The sequence below is a fragment of the Actinobaculum suis genome (genome assembly GCF_900618115.1).
In the GTDB taxonomy this organism is placed as follows: domain Bacteria; phylum Actinomycetota; class Actinomycetes; order Actinomycetales; family Actinomycetaceae; genus Actinobaculum; species Actinobaculum suis.
Window position 1 is genome coordinate 1,799,822 of record NZ_UYIO01000001.1, and the last position, 18,588, is coordinate 1,818,409.

At 55.1% G+C, this 18,588-nt stretch carries 13 protein-coding genes and 1 tRNA gene; 9 read left to right on the top strand and 5 right to left on the bottom strand.

The window, feature by feature from the left end; all coding sequences use genetic code 11:
• Window positions 1–106 precede the first annotated feature (106 nt).
• A tRNA-Pro gene (locus H8274_RS07295) sits at window positions 107–180 on the top strand.
• A 355-nt stretch (window positions 181–535) separates the two neighbouring features.
• Here the strand turns inward: H8274_RS07295 and rpmF are convergent.
• Window positions 536–700: a 50S ribosomal protein L32 gene (gene rpmF, locus H8274_RS07300; protein ID WP_074660738.1), complete on the bottom strand. Its 165-nt coding sequence runs from the start codon at window positions 698–700 to the stop codon at window positions 536–538.
• Window positions 701–1,065: 365 nt separating this feature from the next.
• Between rpmF and H8274_RS07305 the strand changes: the two genes are divergently transcribed.
• From H8274_RS07305 to epsC, 3 genes are all read left to right on the top strand, one after another.
• Window positions 1,066–1,710, top strand: coding sequence for an IMPACT family protein (locus H8274_RS07305; protein ID WP_185934188.1), 645 nt, complete (start codon window positions 1,066–1,068; stop codon window positions 1,708–1,710).
• A gap of 697 nt (window positions 1,711–2,407) precedes the next feature.
• Window positions 2,408–3,343 carry a cysteine synthase A gene (cysK, locus tag H8274_RS07310; protein ID WP_049618796.1) on the top strand — a complete coding sequence of 312 codons (936 nt, stop codon included), beginning with the start codon at window positions 2,408–2,410 and terminating at the stop codon, window positions 3,341–3,343.
• 362 nt (window positions 3,344–3,705) lie between these two features.
• Window positions 3,706–4,260, top strand: a complete 555-nt coding sequence (gene epsC, locus H8274_RS07315; RefSeq protein WP_049618830.1) for a serine O-acetyltransferase EpsC — start codon at window positions 3,706–3,708, stop codon at window positions 4,258–4,260.
• 779 nt (window positions 4,261–5,039) lie between these two features.
• On the opposite strand, the gene H8274_RS07320 is transcribed toward epsC, so the two are convergent.
• The gene (locus tag H8274_RS07320; RefSeq protein WP_049618798.1) at window positions 5,040–5,492 is read right to left on the bottom strand and encodes a ribose-5-phosphate isomerase; all 453 of its coding nucleotides are present in this window, start codon (window positions 5,490–5,492) and stop codon (window positions 5,040–5,042) included.
• Window positions 5,493–5,937: 445 nt separating this feature from the next.
• On the opposite strand from H8274_RS07320, the gene H8274_RS07325 reads away from it, so the two are divergent.
• The gene (locus H8274_RS07325; RefSeq protein ID WP_049618800.1) at window positions 5,938–7,170 is read left to right on the top strand and encodes a type IV toxin-antitoxin system AbiEi family antitoxin domain-containing protein; all 1,233 of its coding nucleotides are present in this window, start codon (window positions 5,938–5,940) and stop codon (window positions 7,168–7,170) included.
• Window positions 7,171–7,320: 150 nt separating this feature from the next.
• On the opposite strand, the gene H8274_RS07330 is transcribed toward H8274_RS07325, so the two are convergent.
• Window positions 7,321–7,518: a hypothetical protein gene (locus H8274_RS07330; RefSeq protein WP_185934189.1), complete on the bottom strand. Its 198-nt coding sequence runs from the start codon at window positions 7,516–7,518 to the stop codon at window positions 7,321–7,323.
• Between the two features lie 13 nt (window positions 7,519–7,531).
• Here H8274_RS07330 and H8274_RS07335 point away from each other — a divergent pair, with 13 nt between their 5' ends.
• Window positions 7,532–9,520 (top strand): M13 family metallopeptidase, encoded by a 1,989-nt coding sequence (locus tag H8274_RS07335; protein WP_049619894.1) that lies wholly within the window; start codon window positions 7,532–7,534, stop codon window positions 9,518–9,520.
• 241 nt (window positions 9,521–9,761) lie between these two features.
• On the opposite strand, the gene H8274_RS07340 is transcribed toward H8274_RS07335, so the two are convergent.
• A complete protein-coding gene (locus H8274_RS07340; protein ID WP_049619893.1) occupies window positions 9,762–10,361 on the bottom strand; it encodes a mycothiol-dependent nitroreductase Rv2466c family protein in 600 nt (199 codons plus the stop codon).
• 384 nt (window positions 10,362–10,745) lie between these two features.
• On the opposite strand from H8274_RS07340, the gene pepN reads away from it, so the two are divergent.
• The 3 genes from pepN to istB all read left to right on the top strand — a co-directional run bounded on the left by pepN (window position 10,746) and on the right by istB (window position 15,920).
• Window positions 10,746–13,307 carry an aminopeptidase N gene (gene pepN, locus H8274_RS07345; RefSeq protein WP_065414871.1) on the top strand — a complete coding sequence of 854 codons (2,562 nt, stop codon included), beginning with the start codon at window positions 10,746–10,748 and terminating at the stop codon, window positions 13,305–13,307.
• Window positions 13,308–13,710: 403 nt separating this feature from the next.
• Entirely contained in the window at window positions 13,711–15,189 is a 1,479-nt protein-coding gene (gene istA / locus H8274_RS07350; RefSeq protein WP_244924596.1) for an IS21 family transposase, read from the top strand.
• On the top strand, window positions 15,186–15,920 hold the full coding sequence (istB, locus tag H8274_RS07355) for an IS21-like element helper ATPase IstB (protein WP_244924568.1): 735 nt from the start codon (window positions 15,186–15,188) through the stop codon (window positions 15,918–15,920). Before istA ends, istB begins: the two co-directional genes overlap by 4 nt.
• A gap of 195 nt (window positions 15,921–16,115) precedes the next feature.
• Here the strand turns inward: istB and malQ are convergent, their stop codons facing one another.
• The gene (gene malQ, locus H8274_RS07360) at window positions 16,116–18,263 is read right to left on the bottom strand and encodes a 4-alpha-glucanotransferase (protein WP_185934190.1); all 2,148 of its coding nucleotides are present in this window, start codon (window positions 18,261–18,263) and stop codon (window positions 16,116–16,118) included.
• Window positions 18,264–18,588: the final 325 nt, after the last annotated feature.

The window sequence follows — 18,588 nt, forward strand, 5'->3', positions numbered from 1 at the left end:
AACCTCGGAATTGGTACCCGCCCTGCGGCTCTACATGAGAAAAATAACGCGCCGCGCCGGCCGATCTTCGCATACAATGGAGCAGTTGTTTGGTGTTTTTGCCAGACGGGACGTGGCGCAGCTTGGTAGCGCACCTGTTTTGGGTACAGGGGGTCGTGGGTTCAAATCCCGCCGTCCCGACTCTGTAGGATCCCTCAGCATCTCCCGCATGCCGAGGGATCCTAACTTTTCCTTGCACTACCAACTGCGATTGGCTCGCTTGTGCGTACTGCTGTTACCTTGTACACCGAGTTTCTCGAGAGCGCATCGCACAGTTGCGATCTACACGAAACGGGTTGTACGACGTCGTACACGAAACTCACCGAAAGGGCCTAAATTGTGCTGGGTGATATCGCTGAAACCGCGGAATTGGTGCATGCGGAGGAAGAACCGGCAAGAAGTTGTTTCCACGCGACACGACTTAAATGCAAAATGCCCCGGATAACCGGGGCATTGAGCGTCACCGCAATATGTGATTGCGGTGTGAGTAACACTCTTAGTCCGAGAGCAGTCCGCTCTGGTAAGCCTTTGCGAGTCTGCGCGGAATACGCACTTCGCGGCCACGCACGCGGACGGTCTGGAGCCGGATCGGCGCCGCCTTCCACTGCGAGCGACGAGAGCGGGTGTTGCTGCGGGACATCCTGCGCTTAGGTACTGCCATATGTCTACCGCTCCTTCCTTCATCGAGGCCGCTCTTGTGCAGCCACTTTTCAAATAGTTACAACGCGAGAGCGCATGCGCGCCACGCACATCGGTACATGATACGCGAGACACATACCTTTACGCCAGTTTTCCGTACTTGCTACTCGGTCACACCTCAATCACACCTCAATCACGCTTTGAGCACCTCGCAGTAACGAGGAACTAAGTAGCCTAAAACGCGGATTTAGTTCCACTGGTTACCAATTCCGCGGTTCCCGTCCACGCCTATATACCGCAATAAACGCATTTCAAGGTAACAAGGTGGCAGGGTGACAAAGTAGCCCCAGCAACACAAACCGCGGAATTGGTGTTTACGATGAGGGTATGCCCATTTATGTCCTCGCCCCGCAGGCCCATTTAGAACATGAGCTGGAACGCAAGCGTTCACGTTTTATTACCGTGGTACGCCGTGTTTCTTCCGAAGCAGAAGCTCGCGATGCCATCGCCGTCGAAAAAGATCACTTCCCCGATGCCCGGCACTGGTGCACCGCTTACGCAATATCGGTTCCCCATGCGAGCCCGATTTTGCATTCCTCTGACGATGGCGAGCCTTCGGGGACGGCAGGCCGGCCCATGCTTGACGTACTTACCGGCCGGCAGCTTTTGGACGTGGTCGCCATTGTGACCAGGTATTTTGGGGGCACACTGTTGGGTACCGGCGGCCTTGTTTCTGCCTATTCTGACTCGGTTATCGAAACTCTGCGCGGCGCCGAAATCTTTGAGCGTCAGGTCGTGCCCGAATACCAAGTGAAATTGCGGCATGCCGATGCGGGCCGGCACATTGCGGCCCTTGAATCTGCAGGGTTCCGTACTTCCCCGGAATATCTCGTATCGGGCGTCCAAGTAACCGTCGCTACAGACCAGGAAGACCAATTCCGCGGTTTGGTCGCATCTCTCACCAGTGGCGCTGCCGACGTCCGACAAACCGGGGAAACAATCGTGGAAGTTCCCGCCGGGACGATCCCCTAATGGACGTTTCGATCCGAAACGCACGCTCCGCTCTGAAAACTCTCCCGGGAGAGCGTTCCCTACCCTTTTCTCGGGAGAGTGCTCCCTAGCCCTTGCGAAGATTTCTCCCCTATCTTCATATTTACCTACTCCCGGCTAGTCTTGCCTGACCGCGCGTTTGACTAACCCACAGCACCGCGCGTTTGGCAAATTTTTGGCTTATATTTCCGGTACTCGGAGCGACGCATGCGTTTATCGCTTCACATCGCGCGCTGAGCTTCCATATCGCGCGCAGACGCAACTTTTCCTGATTTCGTTCTCCATGGGCATATTTAGACAACCTGTGCACTTCGCGGCCACATCCGCTATATTGGACGTGTTGTTCGTCAACGGAAGCGAAAGGAGAGGGCATATGCGTACCGCGCTGAGTCTTTCCGCTTCCGTTGTCACCTGTATGTGTCTTTAGAGCGCCGAGCATTACTGGCGCCCCTGTGGCGTGCTCTCGGCGCTCTTTTTTTTGCTTGGTTTAAATTCTCTTTTTCAAACATACTCCAAGCAATTTTTCTATTTTGGCGTTTCCTACGACGCCGCCGCTAGCGCGGCAACAGCGCAAATCCATTTGAAAAGACCAGATTTGGCATATCCGTGTACCCGCGTACACGCAAATCGCGGAATTGGTCTGTAAATGAAACAGTGACAACGGAAGGTTTTTATAACAATGGCACGTATTTATGATGACGCAACCCAGATAGTCGGGCATACTCCCCTCGTTCGCATCAATAAACTCAATGCCGGCAATCCCGGCCAAGTGCTAGCAAAACTCGAGTTTTACAATCCGGCAAATTCAGTTAAGGACAGGATTGCCGTGGCAATTGTGGATGCGGCCGAAGAGGCCGGCGCACTCCGGCCGGGCGGAACGATTGTAGAAGGGACGAGCGGAAACACCGGAATTGGTTTGGCCTGGGTGGGAGCCGCGCGCGGTTATCGCGTTATTCTCACGATGCCTTCCTCCATGTCTGTGGAACGGCGGGCTCTGCTCCGTGCTTTCGGAGCTGAACTAGTTCTTACTGACCCAAAGGATGGTATGAAGGGCGCAGTGGACCGGGCTCGGAGCATTGCCGAAAGTACCGATAATGCGATCCTGGCATCCCAGTTCTCCAACGAGGCTAACCCCGCTATCCATGAGAGGACGACCGGGCCGGAAATTTGGGAAGACACCGACGGCAAGGTCGATTATGTAGTTTCCGGAATCGGTACCGGCGGGACAATCACCGGTATCGGCCGGTATTTGCGTCAACAAAATCCAGACGTGAAACTTGTAGCAGTCGAACCAGCAGAGTCTCCTCTTCTATCTGAAGGCCGGGCAGGTTCTCACAAGATCCAAGGAATTGGTGCAAACTTCGTACCAGACGTATTGGATACCGAAATCTACAACGAGGTATTCCCAGTTCCGGGTGATGCGGCAATCCAGTTCGCGCGTGACGCGGCACACAAGGAAGGTTTGCTCGTTGGTATTTCCGCCGGAGCTGCTCTCTACGCCGCCGTCGAGATCGCGAAGAGGCCCGAAACCGCGGGCAAAAACATCATTGCAATCGTTCCCGATTTTGGTGAACGGTATGTTTCTACGGCCCTGTTTGACGGCTATAAAGAATAAGTAATAGTCAGAGTGCCCGTGCGTGTACTTTGACTCAGCCCGACTGTGTGCAATGTACACGCTGAACATAAGGCACGAATTGGGGCGGGCCAAACTTCGGCTCTGCCAACTCGGCCCGCCCCACCCACCAATTCCGCGATTCTTGTTGACAGCATTTTTGCGCACTGATTAGAACCGACCAAATTCGCGGAATTAGTCTCGAAGATTTGGAGTGGGGTACTAATTCCGCGGTTTGCGCATTGCCGTCTTCGTAGCTGCCGGCGGCAAAAGCGCCCGTTAGTATGACATTGCAGTAGAACTGCAGATTTGGAGATTGACCTGCTGTGAAAAAATCGCTTAGAAAACCCCAGTTCCTCGTGGAAATGCGCGAGGACCTACGCGCGGCGCGCAATCATGACCCCGCAGCCCGTTCAAATCTCGAGGTTGCACTTGCATATTCGGGTGTACACGCAGTTTGGGCCCACCGAATCTCTCACGCTATGTGGAACCGGTCGAAAAAACTCCGACTCCCAGCACGTCTTTTATCCCAGCTAACGCGGGCGCTCACCGGCGTCGAAATCCACCCCGGAGCAAAAATTGGTAACCGGTTCTTTATCGACCACGGGATGGGAGTTGTCATTGGGGAAACCGCCGAAGTGGGCGATGACTGCATGATCTACCACGGCGTCACCCTAGGCGGCACCTCATCCGAACCCGTGAAACGCCATCCGACCATTGGCAATAACGTCACTATTGGCGCGGGCGCCAAAGTCCTCGGCCCAGTCACAATCGGCGATAATGCACAAGTCGGTGCGAACGCCGTCGTCGTCAAAGACGTACCGGAAGCCGCCACCGCGGTTGGCGTACCCGCGAAAAACCGCACCGACACCTCATCATCAGCCGAGGAATGGTTCATCGACCCGGCGATTTACATCTAGCAGCCGCAGATTCCGAAAACGTAACCGGGGCTCGGCGGGGCACGAAAAGACCAAAAACGCCCAAAACACCGAAAGCACCCAAAACACGCATAAACACACATAAACACGCAAGGGGCCGGCATCAACGGACGACGCCGTATGCCCCGCCACTTAGCCGCCGCACGTCTGCACCGCCGCACGTACCGCCGCATGTCTGCGCCGTCGCACGTCTGCACCGCCGCACGCTTACCAGCCAAAAGGCTTGCACGCGCGCCAGCGCACTCAGGTCACCCAGGCCCGGTGATTAGCCGGCGCAAGGATTTTGCCCGCCGATCCTATCCGGGTGTTTCGCCGGGTTTCCTGTTTCGTCGCGCCCCTTCAATACATGTTTATTTAGTGCATATTTCCGCTTCATTGCGTTTTGCGCGAATGCGACACCCGTGTTCACCTTCTCAACCTTGTGGTTCCATAGCACCATTCCGACCGCGAACTGCCTCGCCTGCGAGTGCCGCGCAGTCTGTTCGGACGAGCACATAGGTGTCCCAATAGGCAAGTATCCAGATAGGTAAGTCTCCGGTTGGAGAGCTGCCCGGATGGACAGGTATCCGGACAGCTGTCAATAAGGATTGCCTAAATCCGCGCACCTCGCATGTGACCAGGAAATCAGCGTGAGCCCGCGCGCACAACGCGCAATACGTGCATCAGCAAGGTACCCCTAGCCTGCATGTGGTTCTAGCCTGCCCGTTGTTACGACTCGTCCGTGTTTACAACCTATCCGCGGTTCTAACCTATCGGTGGTTCTAACCGCGCGTTTCCTCATATTTAGCGATCTTATTGATGCGACGCACGTGCCGCTCATCGCCCGAGAACGGGGTTTCCAGGAACCAGGTGACTAGTTGCAGGGCTTCCTCCTGCGTATGCTGGCGAGCGCCAATTGAAATAACATTAGCGTTATTATGCTCCCGGCCTAGCTTCGCTGTATCCTCGTTCCACGCGAGAATAGCGCGAATCCCCTTCACTTTATTAGCCGAAATCTGCTCGCCGTTGCCCGAGCCTCCGAGCACAATGCCCAGTGATCCCGGATCAGCCGCAACGGCCTCTGCCGCGGCAATGCATGGTTCCGGATAGTCGTCGAGTGCGTCATAGACTTTCGCGCCATGATCGACGACGTCGTACCCGGCTTTCCCCAGTTCAGCCACAATATATTCTTTAAGTTCAAAACCTGCATGGTCGGTTCCAATGTGTACTCGCATGGCCCAATTCTATTTCGTGAAACGGTGATTTTGTGGCCTTTCGCCTTGCTTATGCAAAGAGCATGAGCATACTCGCCCTCCTTGCTCACCAATTCCGCGATATTAGATGCAGGGCTAACGCTTTCCGCGGAATTAGTAATCGGGCGTTATAACTTTCCTCGGAACTAGACACTGAACTGTACCTTTTCCGCGATTTACATCGCGGTTTCAACCGCACCTTCCCACAAGCCATCCAACCCCTACTTCCGTTTGGTTTGGGGGCAGCTGGTAGCTAAGCGCAACTATCGCGGAATTGGTGGCCGAAGTCTGCCCTAGCAGTTTTCGCGGAATTGGTGCCAAAACATGAAAGCGGAGCGAGGTTTCCACAGCCTGGTTGGCGACACTAGTATCCACCGGCCCGCATGCTTGGCCGGCTAGCCAGACCGTTTTTCCGCATCCTGGCGGTATGGAAACCATTCTTCCTTCGCAAAGTCGGCGTTCGGCGCAGGTTCGTTCTGCCGCACTTACCCGCCTTGGCGTTTTTAGTATCGCGGAGGCTTTCAAACACGGTGTTTCCCCGAGAATGCTACGCAGCCCACTCATCAAACGTGTCAGTCGCGGGTTCTATGCTCTCGCCGCCACCACGGTCACCGAGCTCGACCTCCTCGCCGCTTTCGCCCGGCGTTTTCCGCAAGCCGTGGTATGTCACGCAAGTGCCGCCCGCTTTTGGGGTTTTCCGCTTCCCCGCCGGATCAAACCCTGGGAAGAGGGAGTCCATATTTGTCTCCGCGTCACCACCAAAAAACGTCGCAAAATCACCAACGGTGTGCGCTGGAGTTACGGCAAGGTGCCCAAGCGCGACGTCGTTGTTATCAAGCACCCGCGCACCCGTACTCCGATCCGTATCATGGCACGTGAACGCGCTTTCATCGACATTTGTAAAAGCCTTACCGTACATGAAGCCACCGAAATTGCGGATTATTTGGTCCGCCAACCGCGGCCGGGCTATGAAAAACGGCGTCGCCCTTTCTCCTCCGGCGTAAGGCTGATGAAAGCAGTTCGCGCACATCGCCGAAAACGCGGAATTAGAGTTGCCCGTCTCGCTGTGTCTTTGAGCCGGCGGGGCGCGGATTCGGCACAGGAGACTCGATGCCGTCTTACTTTAATGGCAGCGGGTTTTCCTGAGCCTCGCGTCAATGCGCCAATCCGAGATCTACCTGAAAGTAAACGAACCCCGGATTTGCAGTACGATCGCCACCACCTCGCTCTCGAGTACGACGGCGCACACCACCGCCTCCCGGAACAACGCCAGAGTGATTTCGTGCGGCGAGCGGAACGAACTGCAGTGCATTGGCGCGAGGAAATCTTTACCGCGGATGATTTACGTCCGCGTTATCCCGAAACCGAAACAGCTTTTGCACCAACCCCGTTTCACCATTGGCGCAAAGACATCGAGGAATGGCGCATCAACCAGATCGAACGGCAAGACGGCATCCGTTGCAGCGACCCGCGCGGCAAGGCGGAACTGAATCTGCCGCATTTACCGTGGGACCACTGTGAATTGACGCGTCGGGTAGGTTTAGCTCTTGCTGCACGTGGTTTTGATTTAGATTCAGTACGACGGCGGCATCCCAGCCCGGTCGCGGCGCCCATGACTGAGGGAAACTGCCCCGCCGAACGAGGAGATTCTCCCACTTGAAAGCCGGAAACCGCGGCATTTTAAGTAAGACGGCCCCGCACCCGTTCTCTGTCCTTCAGCCGCAGCTCACCTCGCAGCGCTCCTCGCACCTCACCCAGCAGCTGACCCAGCAGTTCACCTCGCAGCATACCCGCAGCCAGAGTTTACTCTTCACTCGCTCCGATCGTTCGGCCACAGCCCACCCCACAGCCACCCCACAGCCACCCCACAGCCCACCCCACAGCCACCCCACAGCCCACCCCACAGCCCACCCAGCAACCAAGTTGGTTCTTCGCGCACCCCTACCGGCCTGACGGTTTTGCGATCTTCGCCGCAAAATAAGAAAATCGCATCTGGGCGTAGCCTCAACTATGGTTCTCCTATGACCCAGAAACAAATGGAGCAAGTACTCAGTGGTCGCGATCCGCAGGTGCGTTTCCAGGACGACCTGTTCCGCGCGGTTAATGGCAAATGGCTAGATACAGAGGAAATTCCCGCCGATGAGGTCCGTATCGGTTCCTTTATGAAATTGCGTGATGAGGCAGAAGAACACGTGCGCGAAATCATCGAGGAAATTGATGCGAGTGATCCTGAAGCCGAAGCTTCGAAGGTGAAGAATCTCTACTCTTCTTGGATGGATACTAATTCCGCGAATGAGAAGGGAAATCGGCCGATTCTCAGTTACCTCAACATGGTTGATGCTGCCCCGGATAAGCGCGCACTTGCAACTTGTATCGGCAAGCTTATGCGTGGTGGTGTTGGCACATTCTTCGGAATTGGTGTGGATTCGAGCTTCGCTGATCCCGATCTGAATGTTGTGCATATGTGGCAGTCCGGCCTTGGTCTTCCCGATGAGGCTTACTACCGGGAGGCTCAGTTCGCCCCGGTATTCGAGGACTATCTGGATTTCATGCCGGAGCTTTTTGCGCTCGGCCTTGGCATCGAATCCGCACAGGCTTCCCGCTATGCGAATGCCGTTATTCGCTTCGAACGGAAAATTGCAGCTCACCACCTGAACATTGTTGATTCACGCAATGTTGACCTGCTGAACAATCCGATGACTTTCGATCAGTTCACTGCTCGCGCCCCCGGTTTTGACTGGGCGGGTGCGCTTACCGCGGCGGGCTATGATGTCAAGAATCTCGGAACTATTACAGTGTTGACGCCGGATGCTTTAGCCGGCGCTGCAGCTGCTTGGGAAAGCGCTCCGCTAAAGGATCTCAAGATCTATACGTCGTGGCAGATTTTGCGGGCGTACGCCACTTTCTTGAGTGAAGAAATAGACAATATGTATTTCAGCTTCTACGGCACGGTGCTCTCCGGTGCTTCCGAGCAACGCGACCGGTGGAAGCGCGGCGTCGGCCTAGTTAACGCCATGATCGGTGAAGGTGCGGGCAAACTTTATGTGGCGAAGTATTTCCCACCGGAAGCGAAAGCGAAGATGCAGGGCCTCGTGGAGGACCTTTTGGAAGCATACCGCCGCTCAATCCGCGATTTGGACTGGATGAGCGAGGAGACCAAGCAACGTGCGTTGGCTAAGATCGATACCTTCACCCCGAAGATCGGGTACCCGCAGCAGTGGAAGGACTATTCCGCGGTTAGTGTGGGCGACGACTTGGTAGCTAATGTAGCGGCCCTGCACGAATACGAATTCCAACGCTCGATCGAAAAACTTGGCAAACCTGTAGATAAATCTGAATGGTTTATGAACCCGCAGGAAGTCAACGCTTATTACAACCCGCAGTGGAACGAAATCGTTTTCCCTGCCGCAATCTTGCAGTTCCCCTTCTTCGATCCCGATCGCGACGACGCCTTAAACTACGGCGGCATCGGCGCTGTGATAGGTCATGAAATCGGGCACGGGTTTGACGATCAAGGATCGAAATATGACGAAACTGGAGCGCTGGAGAATTGGTGGACCGATAAGGATCGCACCGAGTTCGAAAAGCGTACGCACGCTCTCGTAGCTCAGTACAACGCGTATAAGCCCGAACAGTTCGAGGCAAATTCGAAATTCTACGTGAATGGCGAGCTCACCTTGGGTGAAAACATCGGAGATTTGGGCGGTTTGTCTATTGCTTTTAAGGCTTACCTGATTCATTTGGAGCGGGAAGGCTTAACTTTAGATACGGCCCCGGTGATCGATGGTTTCACAGCCGCCCAGCGAGTGTTCCTCTCTTATGCGCGAATCTGGCAAGAAAAGGTGCGTACCGAATTCTTAGAACGGCAGATCGCCACCGACCCGCACTCGCCCGGAGAATTCCGTTGCAACGGCGTGGTCAAGAACGTGGACGCCTTTGTGCAGGCCTTCAACGTTCAAGAAAGCGATGCCTTGTATCTGGATCCGGCAGAACGCGTCCGTATCTGGTAGCGCTGTAGTTTTCTGGTAGCGCTGCCGGTCACGACCCAGCCTCACCTGCGCTGACTCCGGGACAGAAAAGCCAGTGCTAACTGAAGATAACTAAACTCGCGTGGTCCTTGTATGTTTTAGGAAACACACAAGGACCACGCTACTTTTATGTAATTTCACTCGTCTGCTTAGTGGGGTTATTTCGAACCGGAATCGCGGAATTAGTATCCAACCTACCGGCTACCAATTCCGCGATTTCAACCTAGTCAAAAATAGGCCCTGCCTCGCCACGCGAGCGCTTCAACTCGAAGAATCCAGGCGTCTTTGCCAGGGCAACACATCCGTCCCATAGATCGAGTGCCTCCTGCCCATGCGGAGCCGGAGAAATAACCGGGCCAAAGAAAGCTACCTCGTCGAAGGCAATAACGGGCACGCCAACCTCATGCCCCACCCTGGCAAGTGCTTCTTGCGTGGATTCCCGCAAGGCGTTATCCCAGCGCTGGGCGTCATTGCCATAATTCGTGGGAATCCCCATGGCATCGAGTACTTCTGCTGCAACTTCCCAGCCGAATACTCGGCCGTCGTTGTATACGGCTCTCCCGAAGTTCGTGTAGAACTCATCGAGCCGCGCATTGCCCTCGCATTCCGCAAGTTTCATGGTGAGCTGGGCAATTTCCCGTAAGGTTCCCGTGCCCAGATGCGATTCTTGCCATTCCTTGTTGCCTTCGTTAAGAATGTCTAAGGAAAACGGTCGCCATCGCACCTCGAAGCCGCGCAACTGCGCCACTTCCTGCAACCATCGTGAAGTAATCCAGGTCCACGGACATGCCGTGTCAAACCAAAACTCGACTCTTGTGCTCATGATCTAAGTCTTCCACACCGCGACCTGTATGAGACCCAAGCCGCGTACACTCATTATTTGTAAAGGTGTCTCCCGCGGCTGGCTGTGTAGGGATCTCTTGGTATAGGTATCTTTACGGTCATCTGCAGGAAAGATGCGTGGGTTAGTCTCGTGGAAGCCCTGCGGCTATCCGGGTAGGGATTGCTCGCCTTCGCGTGAATCGCGGAATTGGTGCTGATCAATATCCGTAATAGTGCCCGCACAAACCGCGGAATTGGTGGCAGCTGGTTTGCACGAAGCGACTAATTCCGCGAAATCGCCCGCGGGAGATTTCGCGGCGAAAAACGGAAAAGAGTATAGGAAAACTCGGGCCAGGCGCCCGAGATCGGAAGGAGCGTTATTTATATGCCGGGTACAAACCTGACTCGTGCGGAAGCGGCGCAACGCGCGCAGCTTGTCAGCACCAAAACGTATCGGATCTATCTTGATCTTTCGGGTGATTCACCGGAAGCTTTCAAGGCCGTCACGGAAATCGATTTTGACGCTACCCCCGGCGCCGCGACTTTCCTGGATCTGATTGCTGCTTCGGTGGAAAAGGCTACGCTCAACGGTGTGGATCTGGATCCTGCTCTTTACCAAGATTCGCGTTTTCCGCTGGAGAATTTGGCGGAGCATAACACGGTGCGGATCGAATCCACGCAGTTGTATTCGCGGACCGGCGAAGGTTTGCACCGGTATGTAGATCCGGCGGACGGCGAGGTTTATCTCTACTCGCAGTTTGAGGTAGCGGACGCGCGGCGCGTGTATGCGAATTTTGAACAGCCGGATTTGAAGGCGCGTTTTGAGTTTACAGTTGATGCGCCGGCCGCGTGGCGCGTACTTTCGAATGCGAAGACCCCGGTGGCGCAGCCGCTCGCGGATCGGCCCGGGATCGCGCGCTGGGAGTTCCCCGCTACCGACCCGATTTCTACGTATTTGACGGCCCTGGTTGCCGGTCCTTATGAGGGCGTGGAGGGCAAGCCTTATGTTTCTTCGGATGGGCGCGAAATTCCGATGGGCGTGTATGCTCGCAAGTCTTTGGCGCCGTATCTCGATGCGGAAGAGATTTTCACCATCACCAAGCAGGGCTTCGAGTATTTCGAAAGTAACTATGGCCATCCGTATCCGTTCACTAAGTATGACCAGGTTTTCGCGCCGGAGTACAATGCGGGCGCCATGGAAAACGCGGGCTTGGTGACGATCGTCGAGACTTATGTGTGGCGCACGAAGCCGACGGCGGCGATTGTGGACCGGCGTGCTATCACGATCTTGCACGAACTGGCACACATGTGGTTCGGCGATTTGGTGACCATGAAGTGGTGGGACGACCTGTGGCTTAATGAGTCCTTCGCTGAGTTTATGAGCCATTTGGCGGCCGCCGAGAACACACGTTGGAAGGATGCGTGGACTACTTTCCTCGCTTCCGAAAAGACGTGGGCAATCCAGCAAGACCAGCTCCCTTCCACCCACCCTATTGCAGCTAATATTCGCGATATCGAAGACGTGCTCGTCAATTTCGATGGGATCACGTACGGCAAGGGTGCTTCGGTGCTCAAGCAACTGGTGAATTATGTTGGTTTGGAAGAGTTTTTGGCCGGGGTGCGTGCCTATATTGCCAAGCACAAGTGGGGCAATGCTACTTTGCAGGATCTGCTGAGCGAACTTGAAGTGGCTTCCGGGCGTGATCTTTCCGAGTGGACGAAGCTGTGGCTGCAAGAGGCTGGGGTGAACACGCTTACCGCAGACGTCACCTATGAAGATTCTGAGGTTTCTAGCTTCGCGATCGTGCAGAGTAATGATGAAAATTCTTCTTTGCGCCCCCACCGCCTTACGGTTACCGGTTACCAGCTTGATGATTCTACTTTCAAGCCGATTGTGAGCGCCGAAGTAGACGTGGAGGGCGAACGGACTGAGGTGCCGGAATTTGTGGGTACCGATCCCGATTTCATTTTGTTGAACGACGGCGATTGGGCTTATGCCAAATTGCGTTTCGACGAACGCTCCTTCCGCATGGCGACGGAGAATTTGGATGCTTTCTCTACCGGTTTGGAACGGGCTTTGTTCGTTTTCTCCGCCTGGGATATGGTCCGCGATGGCGAACTGGATGTTCACACTTATTCCGCGATTGCGTTGCAAACTCTGGCGGATGAATCAAATGGTACGGTGCTTCGCTATGTGATCTCCACGCTGGCTACCGCGGTGAATCTGTATTCGGATCCGGCTACACGTACGGAGCTGCGCACAGAGGTGGCGCAGGGCTTGCTGGAAGCGGGTCTTGCTGTTGCTGCTGGTTCGGATGAGCAGAAACAGATTCTCGATAGCTTTATCCCGCTCGCGCAGTCCGCGCCCCAGCTGGATGCTTTGGAGGCTTGGTTGGGTGGCACGCAGGTCCCTGCCGGGTACGACGTCGACCAAGCTGTCCGCTGGCAGATTCTGGCGGCGTTGGCCGCTGTGGGCCGGGCCACGCGCGCTGATCTCGAAGCCGAATTTGCTGGCGACCAGTCTTCTTATGGCCAGATTGGGCTCGCCCGAGCGGAAGGTGCTTTGTCCGATGCGGCGGAGACGGCCCGGGTTTGGGACGAGATTCTGCACCCAACTTCCAATACGCGCCAGCGTAATCTTGCTTTGGGCTTCAGTTCCACTAAACCGGAACTTTTGGTTCCCTACGTGGAGAAGTATTTTGCCGAGGCTGCCCGCATGTGGGAAGCCAATTCCGTGGAAATTGCGAGCAATATGCTTGAATATGCCTACCCGCTGTCCCTTTCGGGACGCACGGATCTGGGCGTAGACCTGCTGGCAGCTGGAGAGGAGTGGCTGGCAAACACGACCGCTGCCCCCGCAGCCAAGCGGCTTGTTTCCGAAGTGGTTTCGCAAACGCAACGCGCGGTGCGTAACCAGCAGATCGACGCCGCTCGCCACCAAGGCTAGGGCCTAGTGCCGCTACTTGCGCGACGAGGGGCACTAATTCCGCGATAATTGTTCCAATATGTGCAACAGAAACCGCGGAATTGGTGCCCCTTCCGTTTTCTCATTTCTCACCAATTCCGCGGTTCTTGTTGCATATAGATTCGTACTAATTCCGCGATTCTCGTTACCTATAGCGGCGTTGTTTTCGCGGAATTAGTGTGCCCCGGATTCTGAGAATCCGGGGCACACCTTCGTTTATTTTATTTTCTAGATACTTATCGCACACCAGATTCTCTGTGTATGGTCAAATGTTTTTGAGCCGATTGTGCAGTTGTTTTTGAGCCAGTGGGTGGCTCACTTTTCGTGGGTATGAAAAGGACACTGGCAGGTTCGTGTTCTAGATTCCTGAATGTTGTTTGTTGCGATGTTCAGGAAGGAAAGGAATTTGACCGTACCAGTGTCTGTTCAAAAAGATATCAAAACTCGTCTTGCGCAGGGGCAGAGCCAACGCCGGGTGGCTCGTGAGTTGAATCTGTCGCGTAACACGGTTGCTAAGTATGCGGCAAAGGAAGATTTCTCGCCCAGGCCGAAGATTACAAAGCCACGCTCGAAGATGGAGCCCTATGCCCAGCTCGTGACTAGCTGGTTGGTTCAGGATGAGAAGATGCCACCCAAACAGCGCCACACAATCCAGCGTGTGTGGGAACGTTTGGTGGAAGAAGAAGGATTTACTGGCTCGTATCACAGCGTGATGCGTTGGATACACCGCTATCGGGTAGAGCGTCGCCATTTAGGGCAAGGTTTTAGCGAGTTGGTATGGCAAGCCGGGCAGATGCAGGTTGATTACGGGCAAGCCCGCGCCCTTATTGACGGCACGGAGCAACTTGTTCACGTGTTAGTGGCAACCCTTCCCTATTCCAATGCCAGATTCGCTGTTGCCAGCCCGGCCCAGAACGCTGAATGTGTCTGTGCGGGGCTACGCATGATTTTCGAGCATATCGGCCAGGTCCCAACCCGGTGCGTGTTTGATAACGCGAGTGGGATTGGTGCCAAACACCGTGATGGAACAGTGACGATGACACGTTTATTCGAAGCCTTCGCCACTCATTACGGTATCAAGGTCGCGTTCACTAACCCGTATTCGGGACACGAGAAAGGACACGTGGAAAACGCGGTTGGTTTCCTGCGGCGTAACCTGATGGTTCCCTTGCCACGCGCTCAAAGCCTTGGACAGCTTTCTGCACTGCTCCTCAGCCGGTGCGATAAGCTCTTAGAACGCAATCATTACCGTAAAAACATTCCTATTGGGGAACTGTTTGAAGATGATAAAGCTGCTTGTAGTCACCTTCCCCGGATCGGGTTTGATGCTTGTAGCTGGCAACGCCGCACGGTTGATAAAGTCGGTAATATTCAGGTTGATAACCACATGTATTTGGTAGGATCACAACACGCATTAACTCAGGTTCATGTCGGAATACGTGCTCAAAGCATCGAGATCCTCAACCAAAGCGGACAACGTATTATCGAACACTCGCGCTCTTATAGCACTGATCATGGCACAGTCTTTGACCCGGTCAGCGTGCTACCGAACTTGATCCGCCGGCCGGGAAGTTACCCGCAATCATTACTACGCCCTTTACTCCCGCAAGCCTTAGCCCGCTATCTCGACCATGCCGATAATCCTCGGCGTGCGGCTGTTTTACGGATGATGTACCGAGCATGCCAGATGGCGGACTTCGCTTCCATTGCCTCAAGCGCGGCCGATCTACTTACCCACGAGATAGAGCTAAACCCCGATAATCTCTTCCTCGCTGTCCGTGCCACACTCCAACCACCAACCACGTCAACAAACACGGTCGATCTGACCGCCTATGATGCTTTACTCCCAAGGACTGCCTCATGACAAACGAACTAACTCTTGACCAGATTATGGACCTCACACGGGGCATTCCCCTCACCCGCAACGTCCTGAAAACCGCGCTTGTAACCGCTAGCCCCGAACAGCGCGCGTTTATCGCTGATCTACTCACCGCTGAACACGAGTCCAGAAAACGGGCTAAACAAGACCGGCTCTTACGCCAAGCCAAGTTCCCCGTCCGTAAAACCCTCAACAACTACGACTACTCCATGATCACTTGGCCAACCGGCTGGCAACAAAGCGATCTACTAAGCCTGGACTTCATCACCAATCACCACGACCTCGTCTTCTACGGCGATGTGGGAACCGGGAAAACACACCTTGCAATCGGGCTCGGACACGCTGCCTGCCAGGCCGGGTACACCACCCGGTTCTTCACCGCAGCCTCACTCATCGCTTTCCTCCGCCAAGCCCAGGACAAAGGAACACTCGATGCAGCCATCACCACGATCGGGAAAGCCAAACTAATCATCATCGACGAGTTCGGCTACCTCCCCATCGACATCACCGGAGCCCGCCTCCTATACCAGATCATCGCTAACGCCTACGAAACCCAGTCCATCATCTACACCTCGAACCTTGAGTTTTCCCGCTGGGGAGCAATACTCGGGGACACAAACATGGCCGCCGCTATCATCGACCGCACCGTCCACCACGGACACATCCTCAACTTCGCCGGAACCTCCTGGCGACTAACCCACTCAACCATGAAATAACCCAAAACCACACAAACCAGCCAGTGCACAAACAGCACAAAACACATGCCGAAATGGCTCAAAAACAAGTGCACAAACGGCTCACTTAAACTTGACGAAACACAATTCTCTTTGCGCGCCAGGCACTCCTAGCGCGCCTGGTACTTCTAGCACACCCGGCATGTCCCGCGCGTCTAGTACCCTCCGACCGCGTATTTAGCCGTGGTATTTCGCGTATTCCTGGGTATACACCTCCACGAGGGAGCGTAGCCGCGGATTGAGCGCGAGGTCTTCTACGAGTACCACGTTTTCGGTTCCGTCGGCCAGTGGGATCTTCCAGTTCGGATATTCCTGATGTGTTCCCGGCTGGTTTTGAATTCGCCGCTCTCCCACGGCATCTACCAAGGCGATCGACTGTAATTCGCCAGCCGTTCGTGCCATAAACGCGTGCAAAGCTTCGATAACTTGCCGCTCGGTGGGATCCGTATCGGTAGCTACCAGGCCTTCCGCACGCAAAACTTCAATGAGCTTGGCGACTTCGTGCATCCAATCGTTGCGCGTCTTTTCAACCGGCTCCGTAAGGATTCCTAGCTGGTCGCGCAGTTCCACGTGTTCTCCTGCCAGGTAGCCGGCCAGCGGCGGCAAGTCGTGGGTGTCAACGGTAACCAAAGTATTCGAGCGGTATTCGGCCGGCCGGCGGAATTCGTCCCCGTTCTTTTCGAAGAGGACCACTGAGGTCCCAAAAATTCCTCGTTCGGCTAGGAAGCTACGCACTCGCGGTTCCACATTGCCCAGGTCTTCCCCAATTAGGAAAGCCCCGGCCCGGTAGGCCTCCAGCATGAGCACACCGATCATCGCCTCATGGTCGTAATACACATACGTTCCATCAAGCGGTTTCGCACCTTCGGGAATCCACCACAGTCGGAAGAATCCCATCACGTGGTCGACTCGTAAACCGCCAGCGTGGCGGAGTACTGTGCGTGCCATGTTGCGCAATGGTGCGTAGTGCAGCTTCGGAAGTTCTGCCGGGTTGAACGGTGGCTGACTCCAGTTTTGGCCCAGCTGGTTATACATGTCTGGCGGTGCACCGACCGTTACGCCGCGAGCGAAGGCCTGCGGCGTCGTCCACACGTCCGCACCCTTTGCCTTCACTCCAACCGCTAGGTCGTGCACGATTCCTATTCCCATACCGTCACGCCGAGAACGTTCCTGTGCGGCTCGCAATTGTTCGTCCAAAATCCACTGGCACCAGGCGAAGAAGTCGACGTCGTCCGCGAGGGTTTCGTGTTGCAAACGGGCCCCTGGGGTGTGCGGGCTTTCCAGGCCGGGTGGGAAGTCTTCCCCGTACTTTTCGTAGAGAGCACACCACAAAGCGAAGTTTTCTAGTCCTTGGCCTTCCCGTTCGCGATACCGGGCGAAGGCGCGTTCGCGCGCGGGGCTCCGCGGTTCTTCGTAGATAACCCGCAGGGCTCGTTTCTTCGCTTCCCAAGAGGCATCCCGGTCGATATGGGTATTCTTTTGTGATTTTTCCTTGACCGGTTCGCCTGCCCAGGCGACGAGGGAGCGCCGTCCTGCGTCCATATACGCCACTTCCCGAATATCTTCCGGACGAATATAGATCGGATTGAAGAATCGCCGAGATACGGGTAGGTAGGGCGAAGGTTCGAGAGGGGGTTCTGGTTCGGCCGCGTGCAAGGGATTGACCTGTACGAACTGTGCGCCTAAAGCGGCGAACAGTGATCCTAATTCTGCTAGGTCGGCGAGGTCGCCGATACCCCAAGATTCGCGGGAACGCACCGAATAGAGCTGCGACATGATTCCCCAGCCACTCACGCCACATTCGGCCGGTGAGCGCAAACGTTGCGGAACCACAATAAGCATACCCGTGTGGGCGGAGGCGCTTTCTTCTCCAGGTGCTGTTACTTCGGCATGAATCGTGTGGTATCCGAGGGGTAAATCGCTGGGGATCACGAAGGAAGCTTGTCCGATCATGCGGCCATCGACGGTCCGCGGCAAAGTTAGATCTTCGGTCTGTTCGACTTTGCGAGTGCCACCATTTTCCAGTTCCAGCGTCATGGTCACGGCAGCGCCATGTGGGACGTGTACTTGAACCGTCGTTCCAGCTCCTTCGCGAACTACCGTGGTGTCTTGTATAACTTGCCGCCATGGCCGCAATTCCGCGTCTTCTAATGCGACTTGTGCGGCTTCTTGGCTTGACGCATTGATACCCATAGCGGCGAGCACGCGGATCAGCGTCTCATCATCTACCGTGATATGTTCGCCCCCGAAACTCCAGTAAGCCGATGATACTTGGTATGCCTCGGCCAACCGCTCGAGAAGGTCCCGCGTTGGCTGCTCTGCCATGTGCCCTCCTTTGGAAATGACGCGTTTCTTTCAACTCCGGAAAGTTCGATATAACCCTATAAGGTCGGTAGCCATATCGCGAAGTGATTTTTCAGTGTTTTCAGTCGTTTTCACGCCGACGCCGCTCTCCCGCTTCCCGCCTCCCCTACTTTCCCGCCTAATTCCGCGATATTTGTAGTAGTAACAACAATCGCGGAATTGGTGCCAGCGAATGGCTAATTCCGCGATTTGTGTTCCTACAACCTCCGCGCGCCCCTGAAATTATTACGCCTTTTTTCTGGCTTCTGCTTCTTTCTCTGGTTATCTTTCAGACAGCAAACATAGG

What these genes read in the sequence shown, in the direction of transcription:
- H8274_RS07305 (WP_185934188.1), top strand. Translation starts at nt 1,066, where the DNA reads ATGCCCATTTATGTCCTCGCCCCGCAGGCCCATTTAGAACATGAGCTG.
- pepN (WP_065414871.1), top strand. Translation starts at nt 10,746, where the DNA reads ATGCCGGGTACAAACCTGACTCGTGCGGAAGCGGCGCAACGCGCGCAG.
- H8274_RS07325 (WP_049618800.1), top strand. Translation starts at nt 5,938, where the DNA reads ATGGAAACCATTCTTCCTTCGCAAAGTCGGCGTTCGGCGCAGGTTCGT.
- H8274_RS07320 (WP_049618798.1), bottom strand. Translation starts at nt 5,492, where the DNA reads ATGCGAGTACACATTGGAACCGACCATGCAGGTTTTGAACTTAAAGAA.
- epsC (WP_049618830.1), top strand. Translation starts at nt 3,706, where the DNA reads ATGCGCGAGGACCTACGCGCGGCGCGCAATCATGACCCCGCAGCCCGT.
- malQ (WP_185934190.1), bottom strand. Translation starts at nt 18,263, where the DNA reads ATGGCAGAGCAGCCAACGCGGGACCTTCTCGAGCGGTTGGCCGAGGCA.
- H8274_RS07335 (WP_049619894.1), top strand. Translation starts at nt 7,532, where the DNA reads ATGACCCAGAAACAAATGGAGCAAGTACTCAGTGGTCGCGATCCGCAG.
- H8274_RS07340 (WP_049619893.1), bottom strand. Translation starts at nt 10,361, where the DNA reads ATGAGCACAAGAGTCGAGTTTTGGTTTGACACGGCATGTCCGTGGACC.
- istB (WP_244924568.1), top strand. Translation starts at nt 15,186, where the DNA reads ATGACAAACGAACTAACTCTTGACCAGATTATGGACCTCACACGGGGC.
- istA (WP_244924596.1), top strand. Translation starts at nt 13,711, where the DNA reads ATGTTCAGGAAGGAAAGGAATTTGACCGTACCAGTGTCTGTTCAAAAA.
- rpmF (WP_074660738.1), bottom strand. Translation starts at nt 700, where the DNA reads ATGGCAGTACCTAAGCGCAGGATGTCCCGCAGCAACACCCGCTCTCGT.
- cysK (WP_049618796.1), top strand. Translation starts at nt 2,408, where the DNA reads ATGGCACGTATTTATGATGACGCAACCCAGATAGTCGGGCATACTCCC.